The sequence below is a fragment of the Flavobacterium sp. ov086 genome (genome assembly GCF_900187965.1).
GTDB lineage: Bacteria > Bacteroidota > Bacteroidia > Flavobacteriales > Flavobacteriaceae > Flavobacterium.
Genome location: NZ_FZNL01000046.1, coordinates 1 through 13971 on the forward strand (window position 1 = coordinate 1; position 13971 = coordinate 13971).

General features: G+C 34.1%; 11 protein-coding genes. 6 read left to right on the forward strand and 5 right to left on the reverse strand.

What is annotated here, in order from left to right; genetic code table 11:
• A partial coding sequence (locus tag CHB81_RS26315; RefSeq protein ID WP_141130349.1) for an integrase core domain-containing protein occupies positions 1 to 289 on the forward strand: 289 nt, incomplete at its 5' end.
• 60 nt (positions 290 to 349) lie between these two features.
• On the opposite strand, the gene CHB81_RS26320 is transcribed toward CHB81_RS26315, so the two are convergent.
• From CHB81_RS26320 to CHB81_RS26330, 3 genes are all read right to left on the reverse strand, one after another.
• Positions 350 to 607, reverse strand: coding sequence for a hypothetical protein (locus CHB81_RS26320; RefSeq protein ID WP_089354783.1), 258 nt, complete (start codon positions 605 to 607; stop codon positions 350 to 352).
• 174 nt (positions 608 to 781) lie between these two features.
• Complete coding sequence (locus CHB81_RS26325) at positions 782 to 1591, reverse strand: LytTR family DNA-binding domain-containing protein (RefSeq protein WP_089354790.1); 810 nt, start codon at positions 1589 to 1591, stop codon at positions 782 to 784.
• 269 nt (positions 1592 to 1860) lie between these two features.
• Positions 1861 to 3399 carry a glycine--tRNA ligase gene (locus tag CHB81_RS26330; protein ID WP_089354784.1) on the reverse strand — a complete coding sequence of 513 codons (1539 nt, stop codon included), beginning with the start codon at positions 3397 to 3399 and terminating at the stop codon, positions 1861 to 1863.
• A gap of 98 nt (positions 3400 to 3497) precedes the next feature.
• On the opposite strand from CHB81_RS26330, the gene CHB81_RS26335 reads away from it, so the two are divergent.
• Positions 3498 to 4181, forward strand: a complete 684-nt coding sequence (locus CHB81_RS26335; protein WP_254921281.1) for a ComF family protein — start codon at positions 3498 to 3500, stop codon at positions 4179 to 4181.
• 146 nt (positions 4182 to 4327) lie between these two features.
• On the opposite strand, the gene CHB81_RS26340 is transcribed toward CHB81_RS26335, so the two are convergent.
• Positions 4328 to 7024: a reprolysin-like metallopeptidase gene (locus tag CHB81_RS26340; protein WP_089354786.1), complete on the reverse strand. Its 2697-nt coding sequence runs from the start codon at positions 7022 to 7024 to the stop codon at positions 4328 to 4330.
• A gap of 194 nt (positions 7025 to 7218) precedes the next feature.
• Between CHB81_RS26340 and CHB81_RS26345 the strand changes: the two genes are divergently transcribed.
• The 4 genes from CHB81_RS26345 (at position 7219) to CHB81_RS26360 (ending at position 11232) form a co-directional block, all read left to right on the forward strand.
• Complete coding sequence (locus CHB81_RS26345; RefSeq protein WP_089354791.1) at positions 7219 to 8148, forward strand: bifunctional riboflavin kinase/FAD synthetase; 930 nt, start codon at positions 7219 to 7221, stop codon at positions 8146 to 8148.
• Positions 8149 to 8584: 436 nt separating this feature from the next.
• Positions 8585 to 9022, forward strand: coding sequence for a hypothetical protein (locus CHB81_RS26350; RefSeq protein WP_089354787.1), 438 nt, complete (start codon positions 8585 to 8587; stop codon positions 9020 to 9022).
• Positions 9023 to 9195: 173 nt separating this feature from the next.
• On the forward strand, positions 9196 to 10284 hold the full coding sequence (gene bioB, locus CHB81_RS26355) for a biotin synthase BioB (RefSeq protein WP_089354788.1): 1089 nt from the start codon (positions 9196 to 9198) through the stop codon (positions 10282 to 10284).
• Positions 10285 to 10365: 81 nt separating this feature from the next.
• Positions 10366 to 11232, forward strand: a complete 867-nt coding sequence (locus CHB81_RS26360; RefSeq protein WP_089354792.1) for a cupin-like domain-containing protein — start codon at positions 10366 to 10368, stop codon at positions 11230 to 11232.
• Positions 11233 to 11292: 60 nt separating this feature from the next.
• On the opposite strand, the gene CHB81_RS26365 is transcribed toward CHB81_RS26360, so the two are convergent.
• Positions 11293 to 13971 (reverse strand): T9SS sorting signal type C domain-containing protein (locus tag CHB81_RS26365; protein WP_141130477.1); only part of this gene is annotated, 2679 nt, incomplete at its 5' end.

The window sequence follows — 13971 nt, forward strand, 5'->3', positions numbered from 1 at the left end:
CAAAAATAAAGTCTTATGCAGTATGACCCAAAACTCAGACCCGTATGAAAATGCCGTAGCAGAAAGAATTAATGGAATTTTAAAACAAGAATTTATGATCGATAAATATCATCAAAAAATAAAAATTACAAAACAAATTATAAAAGAATCGATCAATATTTACAATGAACAAAGACCACATTATTCTAATCATATGCTAACACCAAATCAAATGCATTGTCAAAATCAAATCCAAATAAGAACCTATAAAAACAAAAACAGTTGCAAGAACGTTCTTGCAACTGTTTAATTAATTATTTTTATCTAATAATCAGTGTCGTTTTTTTAGGACGAGACATTTATATTTCTCTTAGTCTACTTTTACTCTGGATTTTGTCAATTGACTGTCAAGAGCAAAACCTTTTATTTGACTTGCATCTGAGTATGATTCCTTGGATGCATTAGAAACAAAGTCTCCTTTTCTACTTACTCTTCCATTTCCGCCATCTACACCAATACTTATTTCGATGTTTCCTGCAATTGATCTGTTTGTTTTTTCTGGAGTTGCGAATGAAGTTGCTACCATTATTAAAGAAAATAATCCGAATGTTAAAGCTGCTTTTTTCATGATTTGAGGTTTTAAGTGATTGATTTAAAAGTTTTGGGGTATCATCGCTGGGTGCGAATCATGGTGTAAAACTAACACTACAATCGAAAAAAACGTATATGAAAAAACAGGTTTATGGTAGAACATGCCCAATTGATAGTCAATGGACGTTAAAAGAATGTAATTACCTAATTTTTAGACTTCTAAATAATTTCCCGCTGCAAAATCAGCAATAATTAAATCTACATTTGATTTATAGGTTTTCGAAAAAGGAATCTTTTTCGAAGAATTTTTTATGTAACAAACTGAGTTTCCGTTATGAATTCTCGCAATATAATTTCGATTGATAATATAACTATTATGAATTCGAATAAATGGATACTCTAAAACACTCTCAAAATGTTTCAATGTTTTAAAAGCTGTTATCATTTCGCCTGAATTTAAATAAATATCGGTCGAATTATTATCAGCTTGGAAATAAGAAATATCTGATGAACAAATATAACGATAATCACCGTAAGATTTTACACATATTAAAAGTGACTTTTCAACAATTTGCGAAGTTTTTTCATTCGCAACTTTTAAAGGAGTAGTTTCCGGATACGTACTTACAACATTGACCTCAACAACTTCTTTATTCAATTTAAGTATACTTTTGAGCATGTCAATTGTTGATATTGGCTTTAGGACATAATCAAAAACGCCATACTGAATAGCATCAAAAGCCCATTCTTTTTTTGTAGTAGTAACAATTATTTTAGGCAAAACTGACAAATACCGGTGTAGTTCATTGATAAAAGCGAGCGATAAGTTACTGGATAAATCAGTGGGATCTATTTCCAGAAAAACAAATGATGGTTTGTGTTCTAAAACCAGATTTATCCCTTCTCGATAATTCGTCGCCGATGCGACAAAAGTTAATTCTGAAAAACCTTCTGCAATTGTTTTGGTCTTCAAAATACTTTCCACATCATCGTCAATTATAATATACGGATATTTTTTCAATATTAGCTTTTGTTGATTTTTCATGAATCCACGACAACTGTTCCTTTAGTTTCATCAATACTTTTGAAAAATTTTACTTTTAATATATTTTCGGTAAATAAAATTACGCAATTCATTTATCTAAACTTTTCAATGTTAATACATTACCAACAAATGTTAAAACATAAAGCTGAAATGCAAATTTCATCGACAAAATACACATTTTTGAATTAAAAAAATCCCAAATTCCATAAAGGAATTTGGGATTTCATATTATTAAGTATAAAAATTTACATTTTCATCAACCAGTTTTTCATAGAAACCTCGTTTTCAATAATATCTTTCAATTCAGAAATTTTTACACGATCTTGTTTCATTGTATCTCTATGACGAATTGTTACAGTTTCGTCTTCGATCGTTTGGTGATCTACTGTAATACAAAACGGCGTTCCAAGAGCATCTTGTCTTCTGTAACGACGTCCTACAGCATCTTTCTCATCATAAGCCACACTGAAATCCCATTTTAAATCTTCGATGATTTTTCTGGCGATATCCGGTAAACCGTCTTTTTTAACCAATGGCAAAATAGCCGCTTTTGTTGGTGCCAAAACAGATGGCAATTTCAATACTGTTCTTGTTGAACCATCTTCAAGAGTTTCTTCTTGTAATGAAGTTGCAAAAACAGCCAGGAACATACGATCTAAACCAACTGAAGTTTCTACTACATATGGCACATAGTTTTCATTCAATTCCGGATCAAAATACTGTAATTTTCTACCAGAATATTGTTCGTGCTGTTTTAAATCGAAATCTTGACGAGAATGAATTCCTTCTAATTCTTTAAATCCAAAAGGAAAATTAAACTCAATATCTACAGCAGCATTAGCGTAATGTGCTAATTTTTCATGATCATGAAAACGGTAATTTTGTTTTCCTAATCCTAAAGATAAATGCCATTTCAAACGTGTCTCTTTCCAATATTCGTATGATTTCATTTCTTCTCCCGGGCGAACGAAAAATTGCATTTCCATTTGTTCGAATTCACGCATGCGGAAAATAAATTGTCTTGCAACGATTTCGTTTCTAAATGCTTTACCCGTTTGAGCAATTCCAAAAGGAATTTTCATACGACCAGATTTCTGAACGTTTAAAAAGTTCACAAAAATACCTTGCGCCGTTTCCGGACGTAAATATAAATCCATTGCAGAATCTGCAGAAGCTCCCAATTTAGTTCCGAACATTAAGTTGAATTGCTTAACATCTGTCCAGTTTCTAGAACCGGTTTCAGGGTCAGCAATTTCTAATTCTTCAATTAAAGCTTTTACATCCTGAAGATCATCAGTCATACCTTTTGCAAGTCTTGATAAAATTTCTCTAATTTTTGCAAAATATTCAACTACGCGAGCATTTGTTGTAATAAATTCTTCTTCATTAAAAGCGTCACCAAAACGAACTCTTGCTTTATCAACTTCTTTTTTAATCTTATCTTCAATTTTTTTACAATAATCTTCAACTAAAGTATCAGCTCTATATCTTTTCTTTGAATCTTTATTATCAATTAACGGATCATTGAAAGCATCAACGTGACCTGAAGCTTTCCAAGTCGTTGGATGCATTAATATTGCAGCATCAAGGCCCACAATATTCTCGTTCATCTGAACCATTGATTTCCACCAATATTCACGGATATTCTTTTTTAACTCGACACCATTTTGTGCATAATCATACACTGCACTCAATCCATCGTATACTTCGCTTGACGGAAAAATAAATCCGTACTCTTTTGCGTGCGAAACCACATTCTTAAATATATCTTCTTGTTTTGCCATAGTGATGCAAAAATATAAAAAGTCCGTTTAAAAAAAAGAAAAATAACAAAGATTGCAGAATTGATTTCGTTATTTTTGTAACTAAATTCTTTCTATTTGTGTTTAAATTTATAATTGACCTCTTTTTTCCTAAAGTTTGCGCCGGATGCCATACTGTTTTAGTCACAAATGAAACTGTTTTATGCACTAGCTGCCGCCATGAAATGCCTCTTACTCAATATCATTTAGATCCAAAAAATGAAGCTGTCAAAAAATTCTACGGCAAAATTGAAATCGAACACGCCTCGGCTCTTTTGTATTTTAATAAAAAAGGAATCGTTCAGGAACTTATTCATAACCTGAAATACAAAGGACATGAAGAGATTGGAACTGTTTTGGCAAATTGGTACGCCGAAGATTTAAAAGAATTGAATCTGGAAACGCCTTTTGACATTGTAATTCCTGTTCCGCTTCATCCCAAAAAACTAAAAGAAAGGGGTTATAATCAGGTTGCTACTTTTGGACGAACCTTGTCTGAAGGATTACATATTCCATACAACGATTCTATTTTATATCGGAAAACATATTCCAAAACACAATCAAAAAAGAATCTTGCAGGAAGGGCCGACAATATCGAAAACATCTTTGATTCATATGTTTCAGAAGAATATCAAAACAAGCATTTTTTAATCGTTGATGATGTTCTTACAACCGGCGCAACACTTGAAGCTTGCTCTCGTGCATTATTAAAAATTCCGGGAGCAAAAATTAGTATTGTTTGTATGGCCATAGCGAATTCATAACCCTTTTAGAAAATTCCAAAAAATAAATTCCAAATCCCAAGTTAGTTAGCCTGTAGGTTTTACGGATTAATCGATACAGTTAATAAACGATTCTAATACAGAAATCTGTGTAAACCCCGCTTAATCCGTAAAATCCGCGGGCAAATTTAATTTACTACGATTTTCTTAACTGTTCTGCGATCTCCATCGATTACCGTTACCAAATAAATTCCTGAAGACACATTTGACAATTGGATGTTTTGATTAAAATTAGAAGTATTATCAAAAGAATTCGAATATACTTTTTTACCTAAAATATCGTGCACATAAACCTGAACTCTATTTGTGGCATCACTTTCAAATTGAATTGTAAAACTTCCTTTATTTGGATTTGGATAAAGAACAAAATCTATTGTATTAAAATCCGGTGTTCCTAAAGTAAAAGTTTGAGTACAAATATTTATTGAAGCAGAATTTACTGTTCCAAACATTCCCGAAACAGCGTCACGAACTCTGAAAACCCAATTCCCTTGTGGATTTTGACCATTAAAAACACTCAAAACATCAACCGGAAGCACAATTTGTGAGGTTGTTTTACTACAATCTAAATTTGTTCCGTCATCATCAAACTGTACTATTAAGGTAGAAGCTACATCTGTACAGGCTTGATTAAATAAGCGAACAACAGTTCCTTGTGGATTTACAACCTCAATTTCCAGATCAGAAAGTCTATCGTGTGTTACATTTAATGAAACATTTACATCTGTGACAACTCCTGTTGACGCAGGCACTGTAACCGTTTTTGAAGTAAAAGTACTCGAATATAGAATACTGAAAGGATTTCCAAAACTATATGTATCGCAAGTTGTTACTGATGTATATCCTACTGCAAATGCTGTTGTATTTAATGCGTAATAAATATTTGATACCGGTGCGATCAAAATTCTACAATTTGTTGAAGAAGGTACACTCGTAGGAAGTGTTATAACTTCTGAACCATCATTTGGTGTATTTGCCGCCAGAGTTATAGGGAAAGTCAATCCTCCATCAGTAGATAATTTTATATTTACAGTAGACGAACCAAACAAGGTATTTGTATTATTTACACTCCAGGTAACTGTTTCAGTTAATCCTTGATTCCAACTTAGATTTTTATCTGCGTGTGAGGTAACAGCAAACGGTCCCGCAAATGAAGCAACAGTAACAACCATTTCATCTGTATTGGTTTGTGCTTTTCCTAAAGCAGCATTATCACGTCCTGTTAATGTAAAATTCAGTGTTCTTGCAATAGATGAAACAGATTCCCAGGTAGTTGTCAGTTTATTTTGTAATACTGAACTATAGGCGGGCATGTATCTAATTGGTGAACTTACAGGCGGTAATGATCTAAACAATGGCCCGTCGGGTTTTGTGGCATATGCAATACTAGTACTTTTATCTGTTGTGATTGCACTATCATTTTGCTCCCAGGTATAAGTAATAGTATCTCCCTCAGGATCTGAACCTGTACCGGTTAAAACAAATGCAGTACTAATTGGAATTGTATAGTCTGAACCTGCATTGATTATTGGTGGATTATTAGTTAAAGCAGTACTAACCGGACAGTTTTTTGTAGCAAGATTGTCCTGAATTTGAGAAATACTGGCATAAGCAAAATAATCATCTGAGTTATTCTGAACATCATAATCTGTTACTCCTGCATAACCCATAATAGTCGAACCACTTCCTGGCTCAACATTAGTTCCGGTACCTTCAATAGAATATGAAAAAGTATGCGTTGCGCCTAATTGATGTCCCATTTCATGAGCCACAAAATCAATATCAAAAGTATCTCCTTGTGGTTTTTTATCAGACGGAGATGTATAAGCACTTCCTTTACCAATCTTATTTATTGCTGGCGGACTAGCGCAAATACAACCTATACAGCCCGCATTTCCTCCTCCTCCAGAAGCACCAAACAAATGCCCTATATCATAATTTGCTTCACCAATCACACTTGTTAAATTATTTTGCACTTCAATATTCCATACTTGATAATCACTCGTTCCCGGATAATCTTTTGTACCATCACTTGCACTCGAGTAAGGATCTGTAACTGAATTAGTATAAATAATAGCATCATTGTTTGCTATCAAAATTAATTTTACTGCCAGATCTTTATTAAAAACACCGTTTACTCTGGCCATAGAAGCATTCATACCTGCTAATGCTCCGGCTTTTGTTCCTCCAAAAAATGTAGTATATTCACCTGTACAAGACAATGCCAATCTTAGAGTTTTAAAAACTTTATTATTTACGGTTGTTTTTCCTGTCTTATTGGTTGAATTACTATTAGATACTAAATCTTTGATTCCGCAAACTAATCGCGAAGTTGAAGTGATACTGCTATTAGACGTAAACAGTACATAACCTGTCTTGTCATCTTGATTTTGCTCTATAAATTCTGTTGGTTTATCTGCTCGAAGTACCATCGTTTGCATTCCGATAGGTGCTACACTAAAGTGAATTTTAGCCGTTTTATCATCTAAACCAGTTCCTTCATAAGCTCTGATTTCCGGATATTTTGCTTGTAATTCCGGTTCAAAATTTGAAGATTCCCAAACCTGAAAACGTTCTAAAACACCTTTAGCATTTGGAATTGTAATTTCTGCGGTACTGCTTTTTGAACTTTTATCTGTTGTAACAGAAAGTTTTGCTTTTAGAAAATCCGAGTTTAGCTTATAGTACAATTTATCCGAGTCATCAGAAATTCCTCTTTTACTAAGAGACGAACTTGAGCTAACTTTTTGCCATAAATCATCGCTTTGAGCATGAATTTTCACACTACAGAATATAATCAATAAAAAAAGTAATTGTTTTTTCATACTTCAGGGGCGTTTAAAGTTCAAAATTAAACGAATTAAATTAAATTCTTACATAAATACGACATTTAATGCTTTTTACTCGACGAGTAAACTCATTTTCACAAAAAGTAATAGAATCTCGTCAAAAATCAATTAAGCAGAGTACCAAATTTGAAATAGATAGTATAAATTTGCACCATCTTAAATTATTTGTTTTGAAGCTCTTTCATTCTATAAACGATTTTCAGTCAACCAAGAAAACGATTTTAACTCTTGGTACCTTTGACGGCGTACATATTGGTCATAAAAAAATTCTGGAACGAATTACTCAAAATACTGAAAACGGAAAATACGAAAGTTTAGTACTTACCTTTTTTCCGCATCCAAGAATGGTTTTACAAGAAAAATCAGAAATAAAACTCTTAAATACTATTTCTGAAAAATCTAAACTTCTGGAAGCTACCGGAATTGAAAATCTTGTTATTCATCCGTTTAATGAAAGTTTTTCAAGATTAACTGCCGAAGAATTCGTGCATTCTATTTTAGTAGATCAATTTCATATTCAGAAAATAATTATAGGTCACGATCATCGTTTTGGAAGAAACAGGACAGCAAATATTGATGATTTAATTGCTTTTGGAGCCGAATATGGTTTTGAAGTAGAGCAGATTTCAGCTCAGGAAATTCAGGATGTTTCTGTAAGTTCGACAAAAATTAGAAAAGCACTCAACGAAGGAAATATGGCTTTGGCCAATGATTATCTGGGTTACGATTACTTTTTGACCGGAGAAGTTGTAAAAGGCAAACAATTAGGAAGAACTATTGGTTTCCCAACGGCAAATATCCAGATTGAAGAAGATTACAAGTTGATTCCTAAAAATGGTGTTTATGTAGTTAAAGCCATTATTGATCAACAGAAAGTTTTTGGAATGATGAATATTGGTTTTAATCCAACAGTAGACGGGCAAAAACAAACCATTGAAGTAAACCTTTTTGACTTTGACGCTGATATCTATGGTCAAAAAATCGAAGTTTCGTTGTTAGAATATCTTCGTGAAGAGCAAAAATTTGGTTCGGTAGATTTATTGAAAGCACAACTAAATCAGGATAAGATAAATGCTTTGACTTTTGTGAGCCAACTTTAAAAAATTACATCTTTTATTTCTTAAAAATTCTATATAATACTTACGGGCAATGTCATTAAGTTAAGCTTTAAACACAATCTTGTCAGGCTGAGCGTCCCGACGCTTCAGGAGAAGCCCATAAGTAACTCGACAAAGAAAATTTTACCACATCCCGAAGCCTCGGGACACAAAGAATTACGCATCCCGAAGCCTCAGGACGCAAAGTTTTGTGAATTACTCTTTGCTCTAAGATCACAAAGGGATTGTGTTTAAAAAAGCTTAACTTAATGACATTGCCCAGCGGGACTACACTACTTCGGTATCTACATTATTTTAATCATTTCCATTATACACTTTTTACCCTTTTTAAATCATCGTAGTTGTTTTTTTAGTAAATTTGACATACAGATCTCTGTTTATCAAATGTTTACTATTAACTTCTTTAAAAATAACCACCATGAAATTACCTAAAGAAATTACCAACGGTTTTTTGATATTCCTCGGAATAGGAATTTATTTTTTATTGATGAACGTTTTAGGTTTAGCTCATTTGTTCTATCTACGTGTCCTTAATGTGTTTTTTATATTTTATGGCGTAAACAGAACCATGAAAATGAACCTGCATGAAGGAGAAACTAATTTTGTCTCAAATGCTGTTTCTGCAATGGCAACCTCAGTAGTTGGTGTGGCTTTGAGCGTTTTTGGATTATTGGTTTATAGCTATGCAAGAGGTGGAGATGCTTATGTAAAAACATTATCTTCAACTTTTATGTTTGGAGGAAATCCTTCTGTACCAACTTATTGCATTTGTTTATTATTTGAAGGAATTGCTTCTTCGGTCATTGTCACGTTAATGATGATGTTGTACTGGAACAATAAATATATCGCCGATTAATTTTTCAAAATAAAATAGATCTTTTAGCACTCTAAAATCATAAAAAAATATAATTATATGATTTTAGAGTGTTTCTTTTTTGAAAATAGCTGTCAAATATTCATTTACAGGATTCAACATTGGTTGATTAGAACAATTTCGTTACTTTTGAAGCTTCAAAAACAATGTACCTAATGAGCATTACAAAACACAACTGGACAAAAGACGAGATAATCGCCATATATAACAAACCTATGATGGACTTGCTTTATGAAGCAGCATCTATTCATAGACAAAAACATGATCCGAACGTAGTTCAGGTATCTACTTTACTTTCTATTAAAACCGGAGGCTGTCCGGAAGATTGCGGTTATTGTCCGCAAGCTGCCCGATATAACACTGGTGTTGAAGGTAATGATTTAATGAGTGTAAGTCAGGTAAAAGCTCAGGCTTTGCGTGCAAAATCAAGCGGATCTTCTCGTGTTTGTATGGGAGCTGCCTGGAGAAACGTAAAAGATGGCGAAGAATTCGATCAGGTTCTTGAAATGGTTCGTACCATTAATAAACTAGACATGGAGGTTTGTTGTACTCTGGGTATGATTACCGAAAATCAAGCGCAACGTTTGGCAGAAGCTGGTTTGTATGCTTACAACCATAACTTAGACACTTCTGAGGAATATTATAAAGACGTAATTTCGACACGTGGTTTCGAAGACCGTTTGCAAACTATCGAAAATGTTCGTAAAACGAATGTGACGGTTTGTAGTGGAGGAATTATTGGAATGGGAGAAAGTATCGAAGACAGAGCAGGAATGCTTGTTGCTCTTTCGACTTTAAATCCTCAACCGGAATCTGTGCCAATTAATGCATTAGTTGCTGTTGAAGGAACTCCGATGGAAGAAGAAAAACCAGTTGAAATCTGGGAAATGATCCGAATGGTAGCTACTACAAGAATTATAATGCCGGATACACAAGTTCGTTTATCAGCTGGAAGAACAAACATGAGCCGTGAAGGACAAGCAATGTGTTTCTTTGCAGGTGCAAACTCTATTTTTGCAGGAGATAAATTATTGACTACTCCAAATCCTGATGTTCACGAAGACATGAAAATGTTTGACTTATTAGGATTGATTCCGCAGAAACCATTTGTTAAAGTTTCACAGCCTCAAACAGTTGAAGCAGAAGATTCTCAATTTTCTCCATTAGGCGAAAAACCTAAGTGGTCAAGACCGGGACATACTATTGAAAGAAACCTTGAGGCTTCGATCAAATCAAAAAATTAATTAAAAGAGTTAATAAATCTCACAAAATATTTTTAAATTGCTTCTTGACTTATGTCAGAAGCAATTTTTTTATTTAAAGAGATGAAGTTAAAACAAATCGAAAGGGTAAAAAAAATCTCAAAATCTGATTTTATTTCCCAATATGTAAAAAAACAAATTCCCGTTGTTATTGAAGAACTGACCCAAGATTGGCCAGCATATCATAAATGGAAATTATCATACATCAAAGAAATCGCAGGTGATACCATCGTTCCTTTATACGATAACAGACCCGTAAATCATGAAGATGGCTTTAATGAAGCTCATACTAAAATGAAGATGAGCGATTACATCAATCTTTTAGAACAAAAACCTACCAATTACCGCATCTTTCTTTATAATTTAATGAAAGAAGTGCCAACATTAAAAGATGACTTTCTATGGCCGGATATTGGCTTGAAATTAGTCCGGCAAATGCCGATGCTTTTTTTTGGTGGAGAAAATTCAAGAGTTTTTATGCATTATGATATCGACTACTCGAATATTTTGCATTTTCATTTTCATGGAGAAAAACAATGCATGCTTTTTGCTCCAAATCAGTCCAAATATATGTACAAAGTCCCACATGCTTTAATCTCCAGAGAAGACATTGATTTTGACAATCCTGATTACGAAAAATTCCCCGCTCTTAAAAATACTGAAGGTTATATCACCAATCTAAAACACGGCGAAATGTTGTATATGCCGGAAGGTTATTGGCATTACATGAAATATTTGACTCCCGGATTCTCGATGAGTTTAAGGGCTTTCCCAAAAAATATTACCAATTTATCAAAAGCAGTTTATAATGTTTTTATTATGCGCCATTTTGATATTATGATGCGGAAATTTCAAGGTCAAAAATGGATTGATTATAAAAACGAAAAGGCAATTACCAATACCAATGAAAGTTTACAGAAGACTTTTTGAGAGGAAAGATCAAAGAAAAGGGCTGAAAATTTAAACTTTCAGCCCTTTTCTTTTTAGTTATTAAAACACAATCTTTTTAGTCGATATATGATCATTTTCTAAAATTACTTTTACAAACAAAACCTGATTTCCTGATTGTAAATTTGGTATTTGCAATTCTGTATCTCCGATTTTCTTTTTGTCGTAAAGCATTTTACCTGAAACATCATAGATAACAACTTCACTGATGGGTTCTTTATCAGATGTTATTTTGATGATCTTGTTTTTCACAAAAGCAATAATGTTGCTTTCCTCTTTTTCAAAATCTTTAACTCCCAATGTTTTCTTGTATCGCAGTACAAAACGATCGGCAAAAATGCCTATTGCCGTTGTAAAAGTATAATTGCTTGCTCTTAAATCGTGCATAACACCCATTTTTTTATCTTCAAGAAAGATTGGCTGCGCACTCAGGTTACCATCGGCGTGATCGATTGAAATCGTAAAATCACCTGCAATTGCAGATCGATATCCTAACGGAACAATATCTGAATCAACGAATGGCAAAGCTCGGCCTTGTATTACAAGTTTTAAATCTCCGTTGATGCTGTAAAAATCTAAATATTTGTTTGCATCTGCTGTGATTCCATCATAATTAGTATCCCAACCATCTGTTGCTCCTTCAATATAACCAACCAATAATTGCTTGAAAGCCCCCTGAGTATTAGTCAGATTAAGCCAAACGCGATTTTTTTCAATCTTTGTATTTGTATTTTTAAAGAACTGGGTATTATTCCCCGCAATACGCATTGAATTTGTAAAAACAGCATTTTGCCCCGTTTTTGATTTTACAAAGAAAGACTGTCCGGCTGCAATGTAGCCTAATGGTGGATTATTATTTCCTGGTGTTGATGCTCCGTCGCCTGTCATACCTCCTATAACTGTACTGCCTGATAAATTATAAATAGCATAATCCTCTTCTGTATAAGCATATGTTGTACTATTTGGAGATGAATTATGCGTCCAAAAATATAGCGTACCGTAAATATTTGCCATGTTATCAACGATAAACTGATCTGCATAAATTGCAGAAGGATACGGATTTCCTAACAAACTCCATTTCTCAGCTCCTCCTAAACTTATAGCGTACGGACCATTATTAGGAACTCCTTCAAAAGATGCCGGGTAAACAGCAGGAATAGTAATATCATAATTTTGTGGAGCTCTAACAGTATAACCAACTCCTGCTAACATTGGAGCTGTTCCATTGTTAATAATTATCCATCCTGCCAAGGGGTCATATCTTTCATACTTATCAATCAAAGTATTAGGTGACAAATCATGTAATGTAAAAGCCGGAGTACGAGTAACTGGCGAAGACCAATAGGTAAAGTCATAACGACGAACTGGAGAAGTTACTCGCTTATAAATAATATTTCCTGTGTTTACAGAATTATTAATCTGAAGTAAACTGGAATTATTTTCAAAAATAAAAGTCCCCCCATTATTATCTACAGAGTTCTCAATAGTTAATGTATGATTGGCTTTTACAGTAACATTCACCCCGGGATGAACAATGCAGGAACACGCACTTAAACTTCCTGTTGTTTCATAATTTCCTGCGAACTCAACGCTATCAGTATTTATGGGCGCGCTTCCTTTAGACCAGACTGAACCATTCCAGATATTAATAATAGGCGCTGTAATCACAACTCCAATTGTTGATAACGAAGAACAATTAGCTCCATCCTGAATAGTAAAATAATACGTTCCCGGTGCTAAATTGGTAACTGTATAACTGGTACCAAAATTAGAATAGGTTTGGGGAGATGTACCGCTTTGACTAAGAATTACATTAGGTCCTGTAATTAAACCGCTTAAAACTACACTCCCGGTTGAATTAATGCAAGTTGGTTGTGTTGGTGTTCCAAGTACGGGAACTGATGGTCTTAAATCAATCTCAATTCTTGTTTCGGCTGAAAAATCTTCGGCACAAGTTCCATTTTTTATTACAGCTCTATAGCTAGTGCTTGTTGACAATACTCCCGGTTGATATGTGATACCTGTATGGCTTATGGGCTGCCAGACATAAGGCAAAGATTCGGCATATTCCCATCTAACAATAGTACCATTATAACCACTTAATATTAATAACGGACTTGAATTTCCACTACAAACATGTGTGCCTCCACTTACAATTCCTGGTTCTGTTTTTATTACTGTTGTTGTGTTGCTGGCGTTTACAACTGCTGCGCATCCAAGTGAAGAGTAACTTACAGTAACTGTTTTATTTCCTAATGTTTTCCATTGCAATGAAACTGTATTATCAGCGGTCGATATTCCTCCTGAAACAATAGCGTAATCTATACCTGCAACTCCCGGAACTGTCCAAAGATAATTTGTTTGTCCTGCCAGAGTGGTATAAGTTACATTGTCATCAACGCAAACTGTTGCTCCCGGCTGTGCAGAAAAAACTGGAACTGGTAATGGGTTAACGGTTATCGTTGCTGAACTTCCGGTAAAACTAGAACTTCTTATACAACTATTAGCATCGGTAATTGAAACTAAAGTATAGATAGTTGTATTTAAAACTGGTGTAACGGAGGTTGCAAATGCGGTCCCGCTTACAACATTGTTTGCGGTGCGATTTGCGGTTCCGTCATTGTAAACTATTGTATATGGTCCTACGCCTGAAGTAGCAGTAAAGGTTAATTGACCCGCACCTGTCGCACAAAAAGGTCCATTGGCTGACAAGCTTCCTTG